General features: G+C 67.7%; 24 protein-coding genes. 18 read left to right on the top strand and 6 right to left on the bottom strand.

Annotated elements, in window-relative coordinates:
- Positions 1-163: 163 nt before the first annotated feature.
- Complete coding sequence (locus tag M673_RS16185) at positions 164-1123, top strand: acetyl-CoA carboxylase carboxyltransferase subunit alpha (RefSeq protein ID WP_061977160.1); 960 nt, start codon at positions 164-166, stop codon at positions 1121-1123.
- A 287-nt stretch (positions 1124-1410) separates the two neighbouring features.
- Positions 1411-2451, top strand: coding sequence for a L,D-transpeptidase family protein (locus M673_RS16180; RefSeq protein WP_061977158.1), 1041 nt, complete (start codon positions 1411-1413; stop codon positions 2449-2451).
- A 49-nt stretch (positions 2452-2500) separates the two neighbouring features.
- Here the strand turns inward: M673_RS16180 and M673_RS23730 are convergent, their stop codons facing one another.
- Positions 2501-2836 carry a hypothetical protein gene (locus M673_RS23730; protein WP_202814334.1) on the bottom strand — a complete coding sequence of 112 codons (336 nt, stop codon included), beginning with the start codon at positions 2834-2836 and terminating at the stop codon, positions 2501-2503.
- Positions 2837-3305: 469 nt separating this feature from the next.
- The gene (gene secA, locus M673_RS16170; RefSeq protein WP_061977154.1) at positions 3306-6038 is read right to left on the bottom strand and encodes a preprotein translocase subunit SecA; all 2733 of its coding nucleotides are present in this window, start codon (positions 6036-6038) and stop codon (positions 3306-3308) included.
- A gap of 289 nt (positions 6039-6327) precedes the next feature.
- Between secA and M673_RS16165 the strand changes: the two genes are divergently transcribed.
- From M673_RS16165 to M673_RS16140, 6 genes are all read left to right on the top strand, one after another.
- Entirely contained in the window at positions 6328-7356 is a 1029-nt protein-coding gene (locus tag M673_RS16165) for a peptidylprolyl isomerase (protein ID WP_061977153.1), read from the top strand.
- A gap of 175 nt (positions 7357-7531) precedes the next feature.
- Complete coding sequence (gene argJ / locus M673_RS16160) at positions 7532-8764, top strand: bifunctional glutamate N-acetyltransferase/amino-acid acetyltransferase ArgJ (RefSeq protein ID WP_061977151.1); 1233 nt, start codon at positions 7532-7534, stop codon at positions 8762-8764.
- A gap of 19 nt (positions 8765-8783) precedes the next feature.
- Complete coding sequence (locus M673_RS16155) at positions 8784-9533, top strand: GNAT family N-acetyltransferase (RefSeq protein ID WP_082639545.1); 750 nt, start codon at positions 8784-8786, stop codon at positions 9531-9533.
- 25 nt (positions 9534-9558) lie between these two features.
- The gene (gene mutT / locus M673_RS16150) at positions 9559-9966 is read left to right on the top strand and encodes an 8-oxo-dGTP diphosphatase MutT (protein ID WP_061977147.1); all 408 of its coding nucleotides are present in this window, start codon (positions 9559-9561) and stop codon (positions 9964-9966) included.
- A gap of 266 nt (positions 9967-10232) precedes the next feature.
- The gene (locus tag M673_RS16145; protein WP_148640102.1) at positions 10233-10511 is read left to right on the top strand and encodes a hypothetical protein; all 279 of its coding nucleotides are present in this window, start codon (positions 10233-10235) and stop codon (positions 10509-10511) included.
- On the top strand, positions 10508-10699 hold the full coding sequence (locus M673_RS16140; protein WP_061977143.1) for a Flp family type IVb pilin: 192 nt from the start codon (positions 10508-10510) through the stop codon (positions 10697-10699). Before M673_RS16145 ends, M673_RS16140 begins: the two co-directional genes overlap by 4 nt.
- Before the next feature lie 17 nt (positions 10700-10716).
- Here the strand turns inward: M673_RS16140 and M673_RS16135 are convergent, their stop codons facing one another.
- Positions 10717-11601, bottom strand: a complete 885-nt coding sequence (locus M673_RS16135; protein WP_061977141.1) for a methyltransferase domain-containing protein — start codon at positions 11599-11601, stop codon at positions 10717-10719.
- Between the two features lie 214 nt (positions 11602-11815).
- Between M673_RS16135 and M673_RS16130 the strand changes: the two genes are divergently transcribed.
- Genes M673_RS16130 through M673_RS16105 form a run of 6 tightly spaced genes read left to right on the top strand, consistent with a single transcriptional unit; the run spans position 11816 to position 14883 of the window.
- Positions 11816-12562: a ComF family protein gene (locus M673_RS16130; RefSeq protein ID WP_061977139.1), complete on the top strand. Its 747-nt coding sequence runs from the start codon at positions 11816-11818 to the stop codon at positions 12560-12562.
- 49 nt (positions 12563-12611) lie between these two features.
- Complete coding sequence (gene grxC, locus M673_RS16125; RefSeq protein WP_061977137.1) at positions 12612-12869, top strand: glutaredoxin 3; 258 nt, start codon at positions 12612-12614, stop codon at positions 12867-12869.
- A 13-nt stretch (positions 12870-12882) separates the two neighbouring features.
- Positions 12883-13794: a carbon-nitrogen hydrolase family protein gene (locus M673_RS16120; RefSeq protein WP_061977135.1), complete on the top strand. Its 912-nt coding sequence runs from the start codon at positions 12883-12885 to the stop codon at positions 13792-13794.
- Positions 13791-14237, top strand: a complete 447-nt coding sequence (locus M673_RS16115) for a DUF1178 family protein (protein ID WP_061977133.1) — start codon at positions 13791-13793, stop codon at positions 14235-14237. The genes M673_RS16120 and M673_RS16115 overlap by 4 nt, the downstream gene beginning before the upstream one ends.
- 4 nt (positions 14238-14241) lie before the next feature.
- Positions 14242-14562 (top strand): DUF1289 domain-containing protein, encoded by a 321-nt coding sequence (locus M673_RS16110; RefSeq protein WP_061977131.1) that lies wholly within the window; start codon positions 14242-14244, stop codon positions 14560-14562.
- Positions 14563-14601: 39 nt separating this feature from the next.
- Positions 14602-14883 carry a DUF1289 domain-containing protein gene (locus tag M673_RS16105; RefSeq protein WP_061977129.1) on the top strand — a complete coding sequence of 94 codons (282 nt, stop codon included), beginning with the start codon at positions 14602-14604 and terminating at the stop codon, positions 14881-14883.
- Positions 14884-14983: 100 nt separating this feature from the next.
- Here the strand turns inward: M673_RS16105 and M673_RS16100 are convergent, their stop codons facing one another.
- The 3 genes from M673_RS16100 to ubiG form a co-directional block, all read right to left on the bottom strand.
- Positions 14984-15466, bottom strand: coding sequence for a Dps family protein (locus M673_RS16100; RefSeq protein ID WP_061977127.1), 483 nt, complete (start codon positions 15464-15466; stop codon positions 14984-14986).
- Positions 15467-15734: 268 nt separating this feature from the next.
- Complete coding sequence (locus M673_RS16095) at positions 15735-16211, bottom strand: hypothetical protein (RefSeq protein ID WP_148640101.1); 477 nt, start codon at positions 16209-16211, stop codon at positions 15735-15737.
- A gap of 149 nt (positions 16212-16360) precedes the next feature.
- Positions 16361-17107 carry a bifunctional 2-polyprenyl-6-hydroxyphenol methylase/3-demethylubiquinol 3-O-methyltransferase UbiG gene (gene ubiG / locus M673_RS16090; RefSeq protein WP_061977123.1) on the bottom strand — a complete coding sequence of 249 codons (747 nt, stop codon included), beginning with the start codon at positions 17105-17107 and terminating at the stop codon, positions 16361-16363.
- Between the two features lie 239 nt (positions 17108-17346).
- On the opposite strand from ubiG, the gene M673_RS16085 reads away from it, so the two are divergent.
- From M673_RS16085 to prmC, 4 genes are all read left to right on the top strand, one after another.
- Positions 17347-18600, top strand: coding sequence for an aspartate kinase (locus tag M673_RS16085; protein WP_061977121.1), 1254 nt, complete (start codon positions 17347-17349; stop codon positions 18598-18600).
- Between the two features lie 91 nt (positions 18601-18691).
- Positions 18692-20959, top strand: a complete 2268-nt coding sequence (gene ptsP, locus M673_RS16080; protein WP_061977119.1) for a phosphoenolpyruvate--protein phosphotransferase — start codon at positions 18692-18694, stop codon at positions 20957-20959.
- A gap of 78 nt (positions 20960-21037) precedes the next feature.
- Positions 21038-22111, top strand: a complete 1074-nt coding sequence (prfA, locus tag M673_RS16075; protein WP_061977117.1) for a peptide chain release factor 1 — start codon at positions 21038-21040, stop codon at positions 22109-22111.
- A gap of 8 nt (positions 22112-22119) precedes the next feature.
- Entirely contained in the window at positions 22120-23001 is an 882-nt protein-coding gene (gene prmC / locus M673_RS16070) for a peptide chain release factor N(5)-glutamine methyltransferase (protein WP_061977115.1), read from the top strand.
- Positions 23002-23023 lie beyond the last annotated feature (22 nt).

The raw sequence follows: 23023 nt of genomic DNA, 5'->3' as shown, positions 1-23023 counted from the left end.
GCCTTTCCTTGACAAAGGGTGGGCGGATCGCCAGTTTGCCGGCCGACGCGAACACCCCCTGCGGGACGGCGGCGCCACCCGGCCGAAGACCGCCGGTGCTTCAGACCAACGAGGCCCGCGCGCCGCTGGCCCTGCCACGAGGACGGCTCCGGGCCGCTGCTGGATGCACAATTATCTCGACTTCGAAAAACCCGTCGCCGATCTCGACAGCCAGATCATCGAACTCAAGAAGATCGGCTCGGGCGAGGACAGTCTCGACGTTTCGGAGGACATCCAGCGTCTGGAAAAGCGCTCGTCCGACGCGCTGGTCGAGCTCTATCGCAAGCTGACGCCCTGGCAGAAGACGCAGGTCGCCCGCCATCCCGACCGGCCCCATTGCGTGGACTATATCGGCAAGCTCATCTCCGACTTCACGCCGCTGGCGGGCGATCGGTACTTTGCCGAGGACTATGCGGTGATCGCCGGCTTCGGCCGCTTTCGCGGCCGCTCGGTCGCGGTGATCGGGCAGGAAAAGGGCGCGGACACGCAGACCCGCCTCAAGCACAATTTCGGCATGGCGCGGCCCGAGGGCTACCGCAAGGCCGTGCGCGTCATGGAAATGGCGGAGCGTTTCGGCATCCCGGTCCTGACCCTCGTGGACACGGCCGGCGCCTATCCCGGCATCGGCGCCGAGGAACGCGGCCAGGCCGAGGCCATCGCCCGCTCCACCGAGACCTGCCTTCGCCTCGAGGTGCCGCTGGTCTCGCTGATCATCGGCGAGGGCGGCTCGGGCGGCGCCATCGCGATCGCCGCCGCCAACCGCGTCCTGATGCTGGAGCACGCAATCTACAGCGTCATCTCGCCGGAGGCGGGCGCGTCCATCCTCTGGCGCGACGCCGCGCGCGCCAAGGACGTGGCCCAGGCCATGAAGATCACCGCGCAGGACCTCAAGGGTTTCGGCGTGATCGACGAGATCGTCTCGGAACCGCTGGGCGGGGCGCATCGCGACAAGGACGTGGCGATCGAAACGGCGGCCGACCGGATCGAGGTCGCGCTGACCGAGCTCTCTCAGCTGGACGGACCGGCGCTGCGCCGCGAGCGCCGCGAGAAGTTCCTCGCCATCGGCCGCGACCTCAAGGTCTGATACCAGCTTTTGTCGAGCACGAATTTCCTGTAGGGAAGAAACCCGGGGTTGCCGCGCGGCGGTGCCCCCGGGCGTTTCCGCTTGGCCTCGGCTCCATCGGATGCGACGTCAGGTTCGGCCGAGGAAAGTCACGCATTTTTCATCCGTCGTTAAGGGATTGGAAACCGTCTTGGATCGACAAGGAAGGGATCATGCGACGGTGCGGGTCTGGCCCGCCCGTTCGGAGACGATCGGTTCGCCGGCTTGCCGATCGGGGCACGTGGCCGGCCTGAGGGGTTGAGAGGGACATGTCCGCACGCCGCCGCCTTGCTGCAGCAACTCTCCTCGCCGGCACGCTCATGGTGCTGGCCGGTTGCCAGGGCGGCGCCGACTTCGGCGATCTCATGGGCGCCGACGCGCCGCTGCCGCCCAGCCTCGTCAAGCTGATCCGCGTCAACCAGATGGGCGAGAACTCCGCTATCATGGTGCGGATCTACAAGGAGGAATCCGAGCTCGAGGTCTGGAAGCAGAAGAGCGACGGCAGCTTCGCCCTGCTGAAGACCTATCCGATCTGCGCCTGGTCGGGAAAGCTCGGCCCCAAGCGTAAAGAGGGCGACCGGCAGGCGCCCGAGGGCTTCTATTCCGTCACGCCCGGCCATCTCAACCCGAACTCGAACTACCATCTCGCCTTCGACATGGGCTATCCCAACGCCTATGACCGGGCCAACGGCTCCACCGGCCAGAACCTGATGGTGCATGGCTCCTGCAATTCGTCCGGCTGCTACGCCATGGACAATTGGCAGATGGAGGAGCTCTACGCGCTCGCCCGCCATGCCTTCCAGGGCGGCCAGCGGTCGATCCAGTTCCAGGCGCTGCCCTTCCGCATGACGCCCAAGAACATGGCGCGTCACAAGAATTCCGAGCACTACGCCTTCTGGAAGATGCTGAAGGAAGGCACGGACCGGTTCGAACTGACCAAGAAGCCCGTCGCCGTCGCCACCTGCGAGAAGCGCTACGTCTTCGACGCCACTTTGAGCGACGGCCGCGTGCTCGATCCCGACGGCACCTGCCCCGCCGTGGCCGAGCCCGCCGAGCTGGTCGCCAAGCGCCAAGCCGACGACGAACTGGAAAAGCAGATCGCTTCGACGCTCGCCCCGGAAGAGTTCGCGACGACGCCGAATCTGGTCTACAAGACCGGCTCGCCGATCTCCGCCGAGGCCTACGCCGCCGAGCAGCACCGCCGCGAAGGCTTCGACCGCGACGGCAAGCCGATCGCCACCGCCAAGAGCTCGATGTTCAAAGCCCTGCTCCAGAAGCGCAACGTCTCGGACGCCTCGCGGGACAAGTAGACGGCCGACCGATCGTGGCCGCCGCAACGTGTTGAGCGAGTTTCCTGCTTCATGCGTGCCAGGATGGCCGAGCGACGCGGCGGTCTCCGTCGAACCAGCGACCTCGGCCCCGTAGCGCAAGCTCCACGAGCTTCGGATAAAGCATGGCGCCGATGGCCAGAGCCTCGGTGGTGCTGCGCTCACCCTTCAGATCGTTGATCGCATCGGTGATTTCATAACGCCAAGCGTTCAACTCGCCTTGGGTTAGCGGGGCCGGCCCCGCATGGAGCCGCTCCGATACGGTCTGTCGCAACAATTCGGCGTGGCGAGGCGCATCGCCGGTCACCGTGCCTTCTGCGATCATGTTGAGGAGGGAGGGACGACCCCGCGCTACGTCGTCATCCACGAACCATGCCGGCGTCTTCCTGTCGTGGACGAACGCGTCGACGGGGACGCCTTCATGAATGAGGGACTCGCGGCTCTCGGCCTCAGGGGAGGCGTACAGAACCGACCATGTCGATGTCGGACAGGGGAGTGCCTAGTCCTCGCATGAGCGAGCCTGCGACAAACGCACAGGATGCCCCTTCAGACCGAGAACGAAACGCTGCCTCGGCGATAGCAAAGACCTCGGAGGGCGAGGGGCAGGGGTCCACGTTCATACATGCGATGTACGCCTCTGATCGCGCAGGTCGCAACATTCTGTCAGTCGGCCTGGAGAGCTCGAATGCCGAGATCGGTTTCCACCGGCGCCGAAGAGAACGTCCTTCCCGATCGAGCCGCCATCCCGCTAAACGGGCCGTCCTTTTTCAGTCTGCCTCCGGAAACAAAAAAGGCCGGCGTCGCCGCCGGCCTCGTTTCGCTCAATCCTGCCTGCCTCAGGCGATCTGCTCGTAGGCGCCGTGGCAGTGCTTGTATTTCTTGCCCGAGCCGCAGGGGCAGAGGGCGTTGCGGCTGATCGAGCTCCAGGTGGAGGGATCGTTCGGGTCCACTTGGAGCGGGGACTCTTCGGTCGGCGTGAAGTCGGCGGTGAGGCGCGCGGCGCCCTGGCCGAACTCGTCCTCGCCCGTGGTGGGATCGATGTGATGGGCCTGCATTTCCGGCAGGCTCGGCGCCTCGTCCTCCGGGCGGACGATCTCGACGCGCATGAGCTGCTGCGTCGTGCGCTCGCGAAGGCTGGTGAGCATGGACTGGAAGAGCTCGAAGGCTTCCGACTTGTACTCGTTCAGCGGATCGCGCTGGGCATAGCCCCGGAAACCGACGGCCGAGCGCAGATGGTCGAGATTGACCAGATGCTCGCGCCACAGGGCGTCGATCGTCTGCAGCACGATCGAGCGCTCGATATAGCGCATGATGTCGGCGCCGAAGCGCTCTTCCTTATCGGCGAAGGCCTTGTCCGCCGCCTCGACGATCCGGGTGCGAACGTCGCCCTCGTCGATGCCTTCCTCCTCCGCCCAGGCGGCGATGGGAAGGTCGAGATTGAGAAACTCGCGGATCTCCTCGGTCAGCGCGGCGGTTTCCCACTGCTCGGGATAGGCGCGCTCGGGCATGCGGCGGGCGACCAGAAGCTCGATCGTCTCGTGGCGCATGTCGGCGACGGTCTCGTCGAGCGACTCCGCGTCCATCAGTTCGAGCCGCTGCTCGAAGATGACGCGGCGCTGGTCGTTCATCACGTCGTCGTATTTCAGAAGGTTCTTGCGGATGTCGAAGTTGCGCGCCTCGACCTTCTTCTGCGCCTTCTCCAACGCCTTATTGATCCAGGGATGGACGATCGCCTCATCCTCCTTGAGCCCCAGGCGGGTCAGCATCGTGTCCATGCGCTCGGAGCCGAAGATGCGCATCAGGTCGTCCTGAAGCGACAGGTAGAATTTCGACTTGCCGGGGTCGCCCTGGCGGCCGGAACGGCCGCGAAGCTGGTTGTCGATGCGCCGCGACTCGTGGCGCTCGGTGGCGAGCACGTAGAGGCCGCCGGCGGCAAGCGCCTTTTCCTTGAGGCGCTGGATGTCGGTGCGGATGGCGGCGATCGCCTCCTCGCGCTCCGGCCCTTCCGGCACCTCGGCGAGCTCGCGCTCGACCCGCATTTCCAGATTGCCGCCGAGCTGAATGTCCGTGCCGCGACCGGCCATGTTGGTGGCGATCGTCACCGCACCCGGCACGCCGGCCTGGGCGACGATATAGGCTTCCTGCTCGTGATAGCGCGCGTTCAGGACCTGGAAGTCCTTCAGGCCTTCCTGGCGCAGGCGCTCGGCCAGCATTTCCGACTTCTCGATCGAGGTCGTGCCGACGAGGATCGGCTGGCCGCGCTCGGCCGTCGCGCGGATCTCCTTGGCGATCGCGCGGAACTTCTCCTCGTTGGTGCGATAGACCTCGTCGTCCTCGTCCAGACGCTTGACGGGGAGGTTGGTCGGGATCTCGATCACATCGAGATTGTAGATGTCGGCGAACTCGGCCGCTTCCGTCACCGCCGTGCCGGTCATGCCGGCGAGGCGCTTGTACATGCGGAAATAGTTCTGGAAGGTGATCGAGGCGAGCGTCTGGTTCTCGGGCTGGACGGTGACGCCTTCCTTGGCCTCCAGCGCCTGGTGCAGGCCTTCGGAGAAGCGGCGGCCGGGCATCATGCGGCCGGTGAACTCGTCGATGATGACGATCTCGTCGTTGCGGACGATGTAGTCCTTGTCGCGGTTGAAGAGCTTGTGGGCCTTCAGCGCGTTGTTGACGTGGTGGACGATCGTGACGTTCTCGATGTCGTAGAGCGAGTCGCCCACGAGATGGCCGGCCGATTCCAGAAGCCGCTCGAGCTTTTCCGTGCCGTCCTCGGTGAAGGAGACCTGGCGCTGCTTCTCGTCGACCTCGTAGTCTTCGGGCGAAAGCTGCGGAATGAAGCTGTCGATCGTGCGGTAGAGATCGGAGCGGTCGTCCAGCGGGCCCGAGATGATGAGCGGCGTGCGCGCCTCGTCGATCAGGATCGAGTCCACCTCGTCGATGATCGCGAAATGATGCCCACGCTGCACCATCTGCGAGCGCTCGTACTTCATGTTGTCGCGAAGATAGTCGAAGCCGAGCTCGTTGTTCGTGGCGTAGGTGATGTCGCACTCGTAGGCGGCGCGACGCTCCTCGTCGGTCAGCCCGTGCATGATGACGCCGACGCTGAGGCCGAGGAAATTGTAGACCCGGCCCATCGTGGCCGCGTCGCGTCGGGCGAGATAGTCGTTCACCGTGACGACGTGGACGCCCTTGGCTTCTAGCGCTGCGAGATAGACGGGCAGGGTGCCGACCAGCGTCTTGCCTTCGCCCGTGCGCATCTCGGCGATCGAGCCGCCGGCCAGAACCATGCCGCCGATCATCTGCACGTCGAAGGGGCGAAGGCCCAGCGCGCGCTTGGCCGCCTCGCGCACCGTGGCGAAGGCCGGCACGAGAAGGTCGTCGATCGTGCGGCCCTTGGCGATCTCGTCCCGGAACTGGCTCGTGCGGGCGCGCAGCGCCTCGTCGCTGAGCGCGGCCATCTCGGGCTCCAGCGCCAGGATCTCGCGCACCGTTGGCTCGAACTTGCGGACCCGGCGGCTGTTGGCCGACCCCAGGAGCTTGCGGGCTAGGCCACCGAAACTCACCATCCGTAACGTCCTTCCAGGAAACTTCGATCGGGCGCGGAGCGCCCGCCGTCCACCGCCGATGGCCGGCATCGGCCACAGCATCCGACGGATGCAGCCAGGATGAAGGCGGCTGGACTTCTAAAACGTGCGAGAGATAAGAGGGCACCTGATCGATGTCAACGCCGCGCCCCGGCGCGCGACGGCCCTCAAAACACCGCAAAGCCCCTTCTTTGCGCTATGGGATAGACCCTGCCGTGCTTCGCGATTCGTCTTCGTTGGGCGCCGCTTTCTTGAAAGGCTCATTCAAGCCATGCCGTCCCTGACCCGCTTCCGGTGCGCCGCTTCCGGCCTCGCCCTGCTTTCCGCCTCGCTCGCCTTCGCCGCGCCCGCCTTCGCGCAGGACACGCCCGCGCCGGCCCCCGCGCCCGCGGCAGGCGCCGCGGCAGCCCCCGCGGCGGCGCCCGCACCCGCCCCGATCCCGCCCGAGACGGTGCTCGCCAAGGTCGGCTCGCAGGAGATCACCGAGGCCGATCTTCAGGCCGCCTCGGCCGATCTCGCCGGCCAGTTCGGCCAGCTGCCGCCCGAGCAGCAGCGCCTCGCCGTGCTCTCGGCCCTGATCGACATCAAGGCGCTGGCCGAAAAGGCCGAGGCCGCCAAGCTCGGCGACGAACCCGACGTCGCGCGCCGCATCGCCTTCCTGCGGGAGCGCGCGCTGCACAACGCCTATTTCGAGAAGAACGGCATCTCGGCCATCACCGACGCCGAGCTCAAGGCGCGCTACGACGCCGAGGTCGCCTCGATGAAGCCGGTGGAGGAGATCCACGCCAAGCACATCCTCGTTCCCACCAAGGAAGAGGCCGAGGCGGCGATCAAGGAACTCGACGCCGGCAAGGATTTCGACGCCGTGGCGGCGGAGAAGTCCACCGGCCCGACCGGCCCGCAGGGCGGCGATCTCGGCTTCTTCGGCCCCGGCCAGATGGTGCCGGCCTTCGAGGAGGCCGCCTTCAAGCTGGAACCGGGCTCCTACACCAAAGAGCCGATCCAGACCCAGTTCGGCTGGCACGTCATCAAGGTCCTGGAAAAGCGCAAGCAGCAGCCCCCGGCCTTCGACGAGGTGAAGGATCAGGTGCGCCAGATCGTCATGCGCGAGAAGTACATCGCCATGGTGCAGGCCGCCCGCGAGGAAGAGAAGGTGAGCTATGTCGACCCGGCGCTGAAGGGCCAGGTCGAGGCGATGGAAAAGGCCATGTCCGGCAAGGCCGGAAGCGACCCGGAAGCGGCCGCCGACGAGGCCGACCAGGCCGCCGAGCCCGCCCCGGCGCCCGCCACGGCCAACTGAGCTTCAGGCGCGGCGCATTTCCCCGCGCCGCCCGGCTTTCCAATCCTTGCGCCCGCGATCCGTCGCGGGCGTTTTCGTTGCCGGATGCGGGCCAACACGGCGCCGGCTCTTGCGGCGCGAAGACGCATCGGGCAGGAAGCGCGCGTTCGCCCCATCCTCCCAAGAGGGAACAGACATGGCCACCGCCGTTTCGCCGCTCGCGCCGATCTCCTATCCCGACATGCCCACCGTTCCCGGCGTCGCCATCGCGACCGCCGAAGGCGGCATCAAGTACAAGAACCGCACCGATCTCCTCCTGATGCGCTTCGAGGAGGGAACGAGCGTCGCCGGGGTGTTCACGACGTCGAAATGCCCCTCCGCGCCGGTGGACCATTGCCGCGCTGCGTTGAAAGCTGGCACGGCCCGTGCGCTCCTGGTGAACTCGGGCAATGCCAACGCCTTTACCGGCAAGAAGGGCCTCGCCACCTGCGAGGCCACGGCCCAGTCGATGGCCGAGGCGCTGGGCTGCCGGCCGGACGAGGTCTTTCTCGCCTCCACGGGCGTGATCGGCGAGCCGCTGGACCCGGCCAAGATCAACGCGCAGGTGCCGGCGCTTGTCGCGGGCGTCGACGGAGCCCTGTGGCGCGAGGCGGCCAACGCTATCATGACCACGGACACCTATCCCAAGGTCGCGACCCGCACCGTCGCGCTGGGCGAGGCCCAAGTGACGCTGAACGGCATCGCCAAGGGCGCCGGCATGATCGCGCCCGACATGGCCACCATGCTCTCGTTCCTGGCCACCGACGCGGCGATTTCGCCCGCCGTTCTCCAGACGCTCCTGACCGAGGCCGTCGGCCCGAGCTTCAATTCGGTGACGGTGGATTCCGACACGTCCACCTCCGACACGCTGCTTCTCTTCGCCACCGGCAAGGCCGGCAATCCGCAGGTGACCGACGCTGCCGATCCGCGTCTCCAGCCCTTCCGCGAGGCACTGAACGCCGTCCTCCTGGACCTCGCGCGGCAGGTGGCGCGCGACGGCGAGGGTGCGCGCAAGGAGATCCAGGTCACCGTGTCGGGCGCGGTGGACGATCGCTCGGCCAAGCGCATCGCGCTGTCGATCGCCAATTCGCCCCTGGTGAAGACGGCGGTGGCCGGCGAGGACGCCAATTGGGGCCGCGTCGTCATGGCGGTCGGCAAGGCCGGCGAGCCGGCCGAGCGCGACAAGCTGGCGATCTCCTTCGGCGACGTCCGCGTCGCCGTCGAGGGCGAGCGCGACCCGGCCTATGAGGAGGCCGTCGCCTCCGCCGAGATGCGGAAGGACGAGATCGCCATCCGCGTTGACCTGGGGCTCGGGGACGGACGCTGGACGGTCTATAGCTGCGACCTCACCAAGGAGTATGTCGCGATCAATGGCGACTATCGGAGCTGACGCGCCGGCGAGCTTGTCCGTGGTCCGTCGCCTCGAGGCGGCGGGCTTCCGGGCGTGGCCGGCCTCCTCGACCTTTTTCGACGGCACCTGGGCGGTGCGCCTGACGACGAGCTTCCCGGCCAAGCGGCTGAACTCGGTGAACCCGCTCGACCGTTCGGACGACGCCGATATCGAGGCGCGCATCGAGGCGGCGCGGCTGCGCTTCGCCGAGGTCGGCCGGCCGCTCCTGTTTCGCCAGTCGCCGCTTTGCTCGCCCAAGCTCGCCGCCCATCTCGACGCGGCCGGCTGGTCGCGCTTCGGCGAGTCGCTCGTCTACACCGCCGATCTGTCTGAGATCGATCTCAGCGCCGGGATCGATCGCATCCCGATCCATGACGGGCAGCGCTATCTCGAAGCCTCGCTCGCCGTTCACGAGCGCCCGGCGGCCCTGCGCCCGGGGCTGGAGGCCGTACTCGGCGCCATTCGCCCGCCCGCCGCCTTCTTCGTGGTGGAGAGCAAGGCCGGCGCGCCGACCGCCGTGGCCCTCGCCATCACCGACAACGATCTGGCCGGAATTCTGGACGTCGCCGTGGTGCCCGCGTCGCGCGGCCAGGGCCTCGGGCGCGATCTCGTGGTCACGGCGCTGCGCCACACGGTCCATCGCGGCGCGCGCACGGGCTGGCTGCAGGTCGAGGCCGACAATGCGGCGGGTCTGGCGCTTTATCGCCGCCTCGGCTTCCGCGAAGCCTATCGCTACGTCTACCGCGCCCCGCCGGGCGTCACTGTCTGATCCTCCGTTCGAAAGCGCAGCCGCCATGCCGACGCCCCGCCTTCTCCTCGTCGCGGCCTGCGCGCTTCTCGACGCCGACAACCGCATTCTTCTGACCGAACGGCCGGAGGGCAAGAGCCTCGCCGGGCTCTGGGAATTTCCCGGCGGCAAGGTCGAGCCGGGCGAGACGCCGGAGGAAACGCTGATCCGCGAGCTTCGCGAGGAAATCGGCGTCGAGACAAAGGCCGACTGTCTGGCGCCGCTGACCTTCGCCAGCCATACCTACGAGGGCTTCCACCTCCTGATGCCGCTCTATGTCTGCCGGCGCTACGAGGGCATTCCGCAGGGGCTGGAAGGGCAGCGGATCCAATGGGTGCGCGCGGCCGATCTGCGCGCCTATCCCATGCCGCCGGCCGACCTGCCTCTGATCCCGTTCCTGGAAGAGCTGCTTTAGAGCACCTAACTAGACCTCGTGGGGTCGGCTGGTCGGGTCTTTTCGCCGTGGACGTCGTCGCGAATGCTTGGCCCTGCCGCCAGCATCACTTAAGCTTCGCTCCTCGTCCCCGAGGAAAATCCCTCGACCATCCTCCGCCCAGAGGTTTTGTTAGGCGCTCTTAATCCGACGGAGCTTCGGGCGTTAAGCATAGGGCTTAAAGCGCGCTTTACCCCTCGTGAGCGATGCTGAGGGGAAGACTTGGCCGCATTCGCCTGGAGGGCCGCATGACCCGATCCCGCATCAAACGTCGAAGCCGCCGCCAAGGGGGCGTGGCGTCCGCGCTCCTGCGCGCGACGCTTCTTCTCGGCCCGCTGGTGCTCGCGGTGGTCGTCGGTTTCTCGCCGCGCTCCGAGCGCAGCCTGAGCGGCGACGGCATCGACATGACCATGACCGGCTCGGTCAAGCCGTCGGGCTTCTCCTTCGCCATGGGCGGCCCGGCCGCGCCTTCGCAGATCGGCCCGTGCCTCCATTTCCCCGACGGTTCGCAGCGGGGGGCGTGTTGAGCGCCCTGGGACGCAACATCCGGCGCGGCATCGGCGATGTCCGGGGCACGACGGCGATCGAATACGCCCTCCTCGCGTCCTTGATCGCCATGGCCATGATCGGCGGCGTGTCGGCCACGGGCCAGTCGATCGGCGGCATGATGGGCAGCGTCTTCGCCCAGATCAGCGCCGTCCTGTCGTCCGAATAGACCTCGTTCCGACGGCGTCATTCTGCCTTGGGGCGCAGCGCTTCCGCCAGGCTCATCTGCGCGCTGCCGGGCTTCAGGGGCTTCTGCTGGCTGTCGTGCGGCCGCCAGCCGGAGAGATAGACGATGTCGAAGGTGGCGCGCAGGCGCCCGTCCGGGTCGGCGAAACGCTCGGCATAGATTTCCGCCGCCTTGAGAAACAGGCGCCGGCTCACCGGACGGCGCGAGCGCGCCCGCAGCATGTTGGTCATACCCATGGCGCGCAGGTCGCGCATCAGGTGGAACAGCGTGTCGTAGCGCACCGTCAGCCGGTCCTGATCGATCACCGGCAGTGCGAAGCCCGTGCGCTGGAGCAGCGCGCCGGCCTCTCGCAGATCGGCGAAGGGCGCAACGCGGGGCGAGGCGCCGCCCATCAGCTCGGCCTCCGCCGCCAGCAGGCTGGAGCGCAGCTCGTTCAGCGTTTCACCGCCGAGCAGCGCGGCGAGAAATAGGCCGTCGGGCTTCAGCGCGCGGCGAATCTGAACGAAAGCGCCCGGCGTGTCGTTGGTGAGATGCAGCGATAGGGCCGACACCACGAGATCGATGCTCTCGTCGCGCAGCGGCAGCGCCTCCTCGTCCGCCACGATCCCTTCCTCCCCGGCGCGGAGAAAGCGCGCGTCGCGCTCCACCCGAACGAGGCGCTCGACCTGACCACCCGCCACTAGGCGCGCGGCAAGCTGGCCGCCGTGGCCGGCAAGGTCGACGCCGATCGCGAAGCGGCGCTGCACCAGCGACAATCGGTCCACCAGCTCCTCGGCCACGGCCTGGAGCAGAAAGTCCGCGCCCGGCTCTGCGCTCCTATGGGCGCGCAGGCGGCGCTGATCGAGAAGGGACCGGTCGAACGGAGCGGCGGCGGCTTCGGTCATGGAAAAGCCTCGGCAAGCGGCGCCGCGCGGAAGGCCTCGCGCGGCAGGGGGGATCATCGGCCTTGTAGCCGGCCGCAGGGGCTATATCGTGGAGTTTGGGCCGGAAGGCGAACGGAATTTCCAAGCCCGGCGCGGCGAGGTGCGCAGCGCGGCCGGCCAAAGGCTGCGATCGTCGGCGAAGACTTGGGTTGCTGGCAGGGGAGGGAGAAAGGCCATGGTGCCGATGTTGCGGGGTTGGACGCTGGTGCAGCGCTCGCTCACGCGCTTTCTTTATCCGCCGGTGTGCCCGGGCTGCGGCGTGGCGGTGGGCGAGGCGGCGGCGCTCTGCCCGATCTGCTGGCGCGGCATGCGCTTCATCGAACGGCCCTATTGCGAGGCGCTGGGCCTGCCCTTCTCCTTCAATCTCGGCAAGGGCTTCCTGTCGGCGGAGGCGATCGCCGAGCCGCCGGCCTTCGCGCGTCTGCGCGCCGCCGTGATCTACGAGGATCTGGCCGCCCGCCTCGTTTCGCGCCTCAAATATGGCGACCGCACCGACCTCGCCCCGCTCATGGCTGGCTGGATGCGGCGGGCGGGGGCGGAGCTTCTGGCCGATGCCGAGGTGATCGTGCCCGTTCCGCTTCACCGCACGCGCCTGTTCCGCCGGCGCTTCAACCAGTCGGCGGAGCTCGCCCGGCTGTTGGCGAACGGCCATCCACCCTTCGCCCCCATGGCGCTTCGTCGCACCCGGCGCACGCGCTCGCAGGTCGGCCTCGGCCCGGCCGAGCGGCTCGCCAATGTGCGCGGCGCCTTCGAGGTGCCGGCGCGGGAGGTGGGCGCGGTGAGCGGACGCCGAGTGCTCTTGGTGGACGACGTGTTCACCACGGGTGCCACGGTGTCGAGCGCGGTGCGCGCGCTCAAGCGCGCCGGGGCGCGGGAGGTCGATGTGCTCGTCTTCGCAAGGGTTGCAGCCGGGCGCGCTTGACCGCATATGGGATGGTCGATTTGCCTGTCTGCCTGCTCGAGGACGCCCCATGCCCCCCGTCACGATCTACACCCGCCAGCTTTGCGGCTACTGCGCGCGCGCCAAGCAGCTTCTGTCGTCCAAGGGCGTTGCCTTCGAGGAGAAGGACGCGACGGTGGACCCGGCCTTCCGCCAGGAAATGATGCAGCGCGCGCCCGGCCGCTCGACCTTCCCGCAGATCTTCATCGGTGAAACGCATGTCGGCGGCTGCGACGATCTCTATGCGCTGGACCGGGCGGGCAAGCTCGATCCTCTGCTGGCCGCCTGAGGAGGCTCGCGCCATGACGGTGTTCAAGGCCGCGCTCGTTCAGATGCGCTCCGGGATCGACCCGGCCCGCAATGCCGAGACCATGGAGCGCCTGGTCGGCGAGGCCGTGTCGCGCGGCGCGCATTACGTCCAGACGCCGGAGATGACCGGCATCCTGTGCCGCGACAAGGCGGCGTTTCGCAACCATCTGAAGCCCGCCGAGGCGGACCCGGTGGTGGCCGCCGCGCGGGCGCTCGCGCGCCGGCATGCGATCACGCTGCATTTGGGCTCCACCGCCGTGGCGGCGCCAGACGGCATGGCGGCCAACCGCGCCTTTCTGTTCGGGCCGGATGGCGAGACGCTGGAGACCTACGACAAGATCCACATGTTCGACGTCGATCTCGACGGCGGCGAAAGCTGGCGGGAATCGGCGACCTACCAGCCCGGCGTGCGCGCGGGCGTGGCCGATATCGCGGTGAACGGCGGCGTGGCGCGGCTGGGCTTTGCCGTGTGCTACGACATGCGCTTTCCCGAACTGTTCCGCGCCGAGGCGCTGGCGGGCGCCGAAATCCTGACCGCGCCCGCCGCCTTCACCCGCCAGACGGGCGAGGCGCATTGGCACATCCTGTTGCGCGCCCGCGCCATCGAGAACAATTGCTTCATGCTGGCGGCGGCGCAGGGCGGCCTGCACGAGGACGGGCGCGAGACCTTCGGCCATTCGATCGCCATCGACCCGTGGGGCAAGGTCCTGGCGGAAGTGGCGGGCGACGAGCCGGGCGTGGCCCTGGCCGAGATCGACACGGCGCGCGTCGCGGAGATCCGCGCCAAGGTTCCCAATCTCAAGAACCGCCGCCGCTTCGAGGCGCCCGATCCGCGCGCGGATTTCGTTGATGCGCCGCGCCAGGGTTTGGCGCAGGCGCCGCACAAGGGTTTGGCGCAGGTATGATCCACTATTCGCTGCGCTGCGAGCCGGCTGGGCACGGGTTCGACGGCTGGTTTCGCTCGGGCGCCGATTTCGAGGCCCAAGCCGGGCGCGGCCTGCTCGAGTGCCCCATCTGCGGCTCGGCCGACGTGGCGAAAGCTTTGATGCGACCGGCGGTCTCGACTTCCGAGCGCGCCGTGGCGCCTCTGCGGGAGGGCACGGCCATGGTCGGCGCGCCGCCCGAAATGGCCGAGATGGTTTCTCGCCTGCAAGAGATGGCACGCGAGGTTCGCGCCAAGGCCGACTATGTCGGCGCGGGATTTGCCGACGAGGCACGGCGCATTCATTATGGCGAGGTCGAGGAGCGGCAGATCTACGGCGAGGCGTCGAACCGCGACGTCCACGCTCTCCTGGAGGAGGGCATCGCCGCCATTCCGCTGCCGCCGCTGCCCGAGGACAAGAACTGACGCGATGGCCAAATCCAAGACCTGGGCGAAGGCCCCTTCGCCCTGCATTTCCGTCTGCAAGTTTCGCGACAACGGCCATTGCATCGGCTGCGGCATGACCAAGCCGGAAAAGAAGCGCTTCAAGAAGCTGGGCGGAAAGGCCGAGAAGAAGGGGTTCCTGACGCTTCTCGTTTCGCGGCTGGAAAGCTCCGGCCGGCTTGGCTACTGGTCGCGCATGTACCGTCGGCGCTGCGCGAAGAAGGATCGGCCTTGTCCCCTCGACAAGCTGGAGGGGAGCCCGGCCGCGACCGAGCGCACCCTCGACAAGGTGCCCGAGGCGGCCTAGCTCAGGGAAAAGTCACGTTCTCTCAGGCGATTCCACCCCATGACGGTTTCCCCAATCTGGGCCGACGCGCCGAGCCCCTGCGTCGATGTCTGCAAGTACAAGCGGGCCGGGCGCTGCGTCGGCTGCATGATGACGAAGATGGAGAAGGATTCCTTCCCGCGCTCGGGCAGCGCCGAGGCGAAGAAGGGTTTCTTCGACGGGCTGATGGAGCGCCTGCGCTCCGAGCACAAGAACCCCGCCTTCTGGGCCATCGCTTATCGGCGCAAATGCGAGCGGGAAGGCGTGCCCTGCCCGCTGGACGAGGAGGAGGGCGCGGCCTGACCGAGGCCGCCTCGCTCCGCTGTTCGCATTCGACCCCCGAACGAAAAAGCCCGCCGGATCGCTCCGGCGGGCTTTTTCATGTGTCGAGACCGACTGCCGATCAGGCGGCGGTGGTCTTGAGGTGGGCGCGGAGCATCCACGCGAACTTGTCGTGCTTCTCGATGCGGCCGGTGGCCATGTCGTTGGTCGCCCAGTCGCCATGCTGCTCGGCGACCTGCGCCAGAGCCGAAAGCGTCGAGGACAGGGTCTCCTGGTCCTTCATCAGGACTTCGACCATGGTCTTGGCGTCGGTGCGGCCGTCATGCTCGGGCACGGCGGAACGCTCGAGATAAAGGGAGTAGCGGCCTTCGGCATGGGCGTCGAACGCCTTGATGCGCTCGGCGAGAAGGTCCTGCGCCTCGAAGTGATCCTCGTACATCTCCTGGAACAGCTCATGGAGCGCGCCGAAGCTCATGCCCGTGACGTTCCAGTGGAAGTTCTGCGCCTTGAGCGTCTCGACGGCAGTCTCGGCAAGAGCCTGCGTCAGGCCGTTGACGATGTCTTCCTTGGCGCTCGGCTCGATCTTGGCGGCAACGAAACCCATGGGATTCTCCTTCGGGTGGGGCATTGTGATTCGGGGCAGACGGCATCGGCCCGTCTGGAATGGTTCTAAACTAGCCTCGCGCCGCTCCGATTTCAAGCTACTTTTGAATCATTCTAAACTGCGAGATGGAGAAGGCTGTTTCCAGGGCCGCCCTTGCGGGGCAGTCCGGTTCATGAGGTAGGGAGGTGAAGGGAGGACGACGGGCGTGGGAGCGCGGTCGGAGGCGAACCGGCGGCGGACCAGGGCCGGTTCGGGTCTCATGGCCGGGTCAGGCCGCCGCGTCGAGCGCGCGGACCATGCCGTGCGAGAGAAAGCGCATCCAGCGCCGGGCCGGCGGGCGCACGCGCCAGGACACGAGCGCGCCGGCGGCGGCTTCCTGGCCGGTGCGCCAGGCGCCGACAAGGCGAAGCAGCCAACATTCGTCGTCGCTGACCTCGGCGGCGCCGGGGCGGTAGACCGTCATTTCCGAGGTTGCCTGATCGCACAGGCCGCGAAAGAAGGCTGTGGCGTAGCGGTCGAGCGAGGCTGTGGGCTGGCCGGCCAGAACGTAGCAGGCGCGCTCCAGATCGGACTTGGGCGCCAGCTGCGAGCGCAGCGCCAGCCAGCGCAGGCGCTCCAGATCCAGCCTTTGTTCGGGCGAAAGCTCGCGCGCGGCGGCGACCCGCTCCGCCGTGGGGCAGCGCGGAAAGGCCAGAACCCTGGTCTCGTCACGCTCCGGGTGGAACCGCATCGCAAGGGCTGACATCGATCGCTCTGCCTTCGTGGCGGGCTCTGCGGCGCACTGGTGGACCCATGCGGCAAAACCTGACTGCAAACGGAAGCATTCTCTATCAGAGCTTCCGCTGGATCGGAAGAGGCATTTGCCGGGTTACGGGCGCGGTTTTGCGGCCCATCTCAGGCCCGGCGCGCCAGCATCATGTAGTTCACATCCATGTCGCGCGAGCGGCGCCAGTCGTCGGCCAAGGGGTGGTAGACGACGCCCGTCTCGTCGATGAAGCCGAGGTCCTCCGCCTCGACCGGGCGGCGGATTTCCTCCGGGCGCACCAGCTTGGAATATTGATGCGTGCCCCGGGGCAGCCAGCCCAAGACGTATTCCGCCCCGACGATGGCGAAGGCCATGGCCTTCATCGTGCGATTGATCGTGGCGACGAAGAGAAGCCCGCCCGGCTTCACCATGCGCGCGGCCGAGCGCAGGAACAGATCGACGTCCGAAACGTGCTCCACCACTTCCAGCGCCAGCACCACGTCGAAGCGCTCGCCCGCCGCATCCAGCGCCTCGGCCGGTTCGGCGCGGTAATCGATGGTCAGGCCGCTCTGCGCGGCGTGGAGCCGGGCGACCTCGATATTGGTGGCGGAGGCGTCGGCGCCCAGAACCTCGGCGCCCAGCCGCGCCAGCGGCTCGCAGATCAAGCCGCCGCCGCAGCCGATGTCGAGCATGCGAAGGCCGGTGAAGGGTGTCAGCGAGTTGAGGTCGCGCCCGTAGTTCATGGCGATCTGCTCGCGCAGATAACCGAGCCGCACCGGATTGAACTTGTGCAGCGGCTTGAACTTGCCGGTCGGGTTCCACCATTCGGCCGACAGGCGTGAGAAGCGTTCCACCTCGCCCGCGTCCACCGTGGTCTGCCGCGCTGCGTCCGCCATGCTTCTCTCCGATACGTCCAGTCTCGTCCCTTCGCATGTTCCGCCCGGCCGGCGAATGTCAAGCGCGGCGCCGGGCGGCCCTCTGCTTGCGAAACCGCGCCGGTTCGGTTAACTCGGCGCGCCTGCCTCGGCTTCTTCGCTTCATTCAAGGGAACACGCCGCCGGCCGGCGTTTCTTTATCTTGCGGGCCAACCTCGCGCTTTTTTCGCGATGGCGGCCCATGCTGGCACGATGGTTTCATGGCGCGTCTCGTACTCAAATTCGGCGGCACCTCCGTCGCCGACATCGCCCGGATCCGCAACGTCGCCCGCCATGTGAAACGCGAAGTCGACGCGGGTCATCAGGTGGCCGTTGTCGTGTCGGCCATGTCGGGCAAGACCAACGAGCTGGTCGGCTGGTGCACCGAGGCCTCCTCGCTGCACGACGCGCGCGAATACGACGCCGTGGTGGCCAGCGGAGAGCAGGTGACGGCCGGCCTCCTGGCGATCACGCTGCAGAACATGGGCATCAACGCCCGCTCCTGGCAGGGCTGGCAGATCCCGATCCGCACCGATGGCACCCATGGCGCCGCGCGCATCCAGGAGATCGACGGCTCGGAGATCGTGCGCCGCTTCGCCGAGGGGCAGGTGGCGGTGATCGCCGGTTTCCAGGGTCTGGCGCCCGACAATCGCATCGCCACGCTCGGGCGCGGCGGCTCCGACACGTCGGCGGTGGCCATCGCGGCGGGGCTGAAGGCCGATCGCTGCGACATCTATACGGACGTGGACGGCGTCTACACGACCGATCCGCGCATCGAGCCCAAGGCTCGGCGCATGGCCCGCGTGTCCTTCGAGGAAATGCTCGAAATGGCCTCGCTCGGCGCCAAGGTGCTTCAGGTGCGCTCGGTGGAACTCGCCATGGTCCACAAGGTGCGCACCTTCGTGCGCTCCTCCTTCGAGGACCCGGACGCGCCGGGCATGGGCGATTTCCTGAACCCGCCCGGCACACTCATTTGCGACGAGGATGAAATCGTGGAACAGCAGGTCGTCACCGGCATCGCCTACGCCAAGGATGAGGCGCAGATCTCGCTGCGCCGCGTCGAGGACCAGCCGGGCGTCGCCGCCGCCATCTTCGGCCCGCTCGCCGACGCGGGCGTCAATGTCGACATGATCGTGCAGAACGTCTCGGAAGACGGCACGCGTACCGACATGACCTTCACGGTTCCCGCCGGCGACCTCGCCAAGGCCATGCAGGTGATCGAGGCCGCCAAGAACGAGATGCGCTTCGATGTGGTGCAGTCCGAGCGCGGCATGACCAAGGTCTCGGTGATCGGCATCGGCATGCGCTCGCACACCGGCGTCGCCGCCACGGCCTTCAAGGCGCTGGCGGCGCGGGGCATCAACATCCGCGCCATCACCACGTCGGAGATCAAGATCTCCATCCTGATCGACGGCGAATACACCGAGCTCGCCGTGCGGAGCTTGCATTCCGTCTACGGTCTCGACAAAGCTTGATCCCTGGGGCGCCCGCTGTGGGCGCCCGCCCCCTCGTCCGAAGCGGAACGGTCCGGTTCGGAAGGCCCATCGCTGACGGAAGACGCCTCTGATGCGAAGCGACTCCTCGGGACCGCGCATGTTGATGCGTCGGATCAGGGAACTCATGGCCGAGCCGCTGGAGCCACAGGCCCGGCTCGACGAGATCGTTCGTCAGATCGGCGCCAATATGGTGGCCGAAGTCTGCTCGCTCTACGTGCTGCGGGCGGACGGCGTTCTGGAGCTTTACGCCACCGAGGGCCTGAACCCGGGCTCCGTGCATTTGGCGCAGCTACGCTTGGGCGAAGGTCTCGTCGGCACCATTGCCGCCACGGCCCGCGCCTTGAACCTTCAGGACGCGCAGAAGCACCCCGCCTTCACCTATCTGCCCGAGACCGGCGAGGAGATCTTCACCTCCTTCCTCGGCGTGCCGATCCTGCGCGCCGGGCGCACGCTGGGCGTGCTGGTCGTGCAGAACAAGGAAAAGCGCACCTACCGCGACGAGGAGACCGAAGCGCTCGAGACCGTCGCCATGGTGGTCGCCGAGATGATCGCGGCCGGTAGTCTGGAAGGGCTGTCGCGGCCCGGCGTCGTGCTCGACCTTTCGCGCCCGGTCCATTTCAAGGGCATTGCGCTCGCCGACGGGATCGGCCTCGGCCATGTCGTGCTGCACGAGCCGCGCGTCGTCGTCACCAATCTCTTCAACGAGGATGCCGAGGCCGAGGTCTCGCGCCTCGACCGCGCCGTCTCCAACCTTCGCATCTCGATCGAGGACATGCTGTCCCGGCGCGACATGGCGGCCGAGGGCGAGCACCGCGCCGTGCTCGAGGCCTATCGCATGTTCGCCCATGATCGCGGCTGGGTGCGGCGGCTGGAAGAGGCCGTGCGCAACGGCCTGACCGCCGAAGCCTCGGTGGAAAAGGTGCAGAACGACATGCGCGCGCGCATGATGCACATGACCGATCCCTATCTCCGTGAGCGGCTGCACGATTTCGACGATCTGGCCAATCGCCTGCTTCGCGAGCTGATGGGCCGCTCGGGCGACATGTTCGCCGAAGGCGCCTCGGGCGACGCGGTGATCGTGGCGCGCTCCATGGGCGCGGCGGAACTCCTCGACTACCGGCGCGACCAGATCCGCGGCCTCGTTCTGGAGGAAGGCGCGCCGACCAGCCATGTGGTGATCGTCGCCCGCGCGCTCGGTATTCCCGTGGTCGGGCAGGCCAAGGGCGCCGTTTCCATGTCGGAAAAGGGCGACGCCATCATCGTCGACGGCGAGGAGGGCAGCGTCCATCTGCGCCCCGCCTCCGACATCGAGAGCGTGTTCGCCGAGCGCGTGAAGTTCCGCGCCAAGCGCCAACAGCGCTATCTCGCGCTGCGCGACGTGCCGGCCCGCACGCGGGACGGCGTTGATGTCGATCTCCTGATGAATGCCGGTCTTCTGGTCGACTTGCCGCAGTTGGAAGCGGCGGGCGCGGCGGGCATCGGCCTGTTCCGCACCGAGCTTCAATTCATGATCGCCTCGACCATGCCCAAGACCAGCGATCAGGAGCGACTCTACTCCTCGGTTCTGGATGCGGCGGGCGGCAAGCCCGTGACCTTCCGCACGCTCGACATCGGCGGCGACAAGGTGCTGCCCTATCTCCACCAGTCGCCGGAGGAGAACCCGGCGCTCGGCTACCGCGCCCTGCGTCTGGCGCTCGACCGGCCGGGCCTGATGCGCACCCAGCTTCGCGCGCTGCTCAAGGCGGCGGGCGGGCGCGAGCTGCGCGTCATGTTCCCGATGGTGACCGATCTCAGCGAGCTTCGTCAGGCGCGCGATCTCATTTCGCGCGAGTTCAAGCATCTCACCCGCTTCGGCCATGTCATGCCGCGCCGCCTGAAGCTCGGTGCCATGATCGAGGTGCCCTCGCTGCTCTACCAGCTGGACGAGCTGATGCAGCTGGTCGACTTCGTGTCGATCGGCTCCAACGACCTGTTCCAGTTCTTCTCGGCGGTGGACCGGGGCAACGCGCAGATCGCCGGGCGCTTCGACGATCTGTCGACGCCCTTCATGCGCGCCCTGCGCGACATTCTCGACGCCGCCCGGCGCAACTCCGTCTCGGTCACGCTTTGCGGCGAGATGGCGGGGCGTCCGATCTCGGCCATGGCCTTGATCGGCCTCGGTTTCCGGTCCATCTCCATGACCTCGGCCTCGATCGGGCCGGTCAAGGCCATGCTGGTGGAGCTCGACACGGACGAGCTGCACCGCCGGATCTCCACGCATCTCGCCGACAAGCACCCGAAGCAGACCTTCCGTCAGCTTCTGGAGGAGTTCGCGGCGGAAAATTCCATCCCCTGCTGAGCGCAGGCACGGACCGCGCGTTGCCAGCCTCCCGTCCTAGATCGGGTCGCTGCGCGCGGCCCCACTCGAAGGCGACGAATGGCCATTCTTCCCGAAAGCACCATGACGGAAATCCTGCGGCGGGCCGACCAGCTGCAGGGCGAGATGGCGTCCGGCCCCGACCACGAGACCTATGCCAGGCTCGCCACCGAATGGTCGAGCCTGGAGGACGTGGTCGCCGGCATCCGCACCTATCGCGCCGCTGAGCAAGAGCTGGCCGACCTGAAGGGCATGTTGAGCGATCCGGCGTCCGACCGCGAGATGCGCGACTTGGCCGCCAGTGAGATCGGCGAGGTCGAGGCGCGGCTGGAAACGCTGTCGGGCGAACTTCTGATCCTGCTTCTGCCCAAGGACGCGGCCGACGCCAAGGGCGCCATCCTGGAAATCCGCGCCGGCACCGGCGGCTCGGAGGCGGGTCTTTTCGCGGGCGATCTCTTCCGCATGTACCAGCGCTATGCCGACGGGCGCGGCTGGAAGGTCGAGGTGCTGGAAGCCTCAGAGGGCGAGGCAGGCGGCTATCGCGAAGTCGTCGCCTCGGTGAAGGGCGTCGGCGTCTTCTCGCGGCTGAAGTTCGAGTCGGGCGTCCACCGCGTGCAGCGCGTGCCGGCCACCGAATCGCAGGGGCGCATCCACACCTCGGCCGCCACGGTAGCCGTGCTGCCCGAGGCCGAAGAGGTGGATATCGACATCCGCAACGAGGACATCCGCATCGACACGATGCGCTCCTCCGGCGCGGGCGGCCAGCATGTGAACACGACCGACTCGGCCGTGCGCATCACCCATCTGCCGACGGGCATCGTCGTGACCTCATCGGAAAAGTCGCAGCACCAGAACCGCGCCCGCGCCATGCAGGTTCTGCGCGCGCGCCTGTTCGACATGGAGCGCTCGCGCATCGACGCCGAGCGCTCGGCCGACCGCAAGGCGCAGGTCGGCTCGGGCGACCGGTCCGAGCGCATCCGCACGTACAATTTCCCGCAGGGGCGCGTCACCGACCACCGCATCAACCTGACGCTCTACAAGCTCGACCGGGTGATCGAAGGCGAGATGGACGAGCTGGTGGACGCGCTGGTGGCGGACGATCAGGCTGCGCGCCTCGCCGCCATGGGCGCCTGACCCCGCCTATGACGGATCAGGCGATAACGGGAGAGACGATCGGCGCGCTGCATCGTGCGCTTCGCCGGCACCTGCGCGAGGCCGGGGTCGAGACGCCCGACCTCGACGCGCGGCTGCTCCTCTGCGACACGTTCGGCCTCGACGCCGCCGGGCTGATCCTACGCGAGGGCGAGGCGGCCGACCCCGCGAAGGCCGCGCTTCTGAGCCAGCGCACGGCGCGCAGGCTCGCCGGCGAGCCGGTGGGGCGCATTCTCGGCCGCCGCTTCTTCTTCGAGCACGAGTTTCAGCTCTCGCGAGAAACGCTGGAGCCCCGGCCCGATACGGAAATCCTCGTGGAACTCGCGGCGGAGGCGTTTCGCGCCAAGGGGCGGGACGCCCTCCTGTTCGCCGATGTCGGCGTCGGCACGGGCGCCATCGCCGTGTCGCTCCTGGCGCTCTTTCCCCTGAGCCGCTGCGTGGCGATCGATCTGTCGGAAGGGGCGCTGCAGACGGCCTGGAGCAATGCGCGGGCGGCGGGCGTGGCGGATCGCTTCCTGCCGCTGCGGGGCGACTATCTCGCTTCGCTCTCGCCCGGCTCGCTCGACGCCGTGGTCAGCAACCCGCCCTATATTCCGAGCCGAGACATCGAGACGCTGGACCGGGGCGTGCGCGAGCACGACCCACGGCTGGCGCTGGACGGGGGCGTGGATGGGCTCGACGCCTATCGCGCCCTGGCCGACGGCGCACGCCGCTGCCTGGCGCCGGGCGGCGATCTTCTCCTCGAAATCGGAATCGGGCAGGAGAGCGACGTGCGAATCTTGAACGAAGCGGGCGGATTTTCCTGGCGGCGAACCTCTGCGGATTTGAGCGGCACACCCCGCGCGCTGTGGTTTCAGGGCGACGTTCTTTAAGAAAAAACACGGGAAAAAGCGC

Source organism: Aureimonas sp. AU20, assembly GCF_001442755.1.
Taxonomy (GTDB): domain Bacteria; phylum Pseudomonadota; class Alphaproteobacteria; order Rhizobiales; family Rhizobiaceae; genus Aureimonas.
This window is presented reverse-complemented; position numbering and strand designations above follow the sequence as displayed.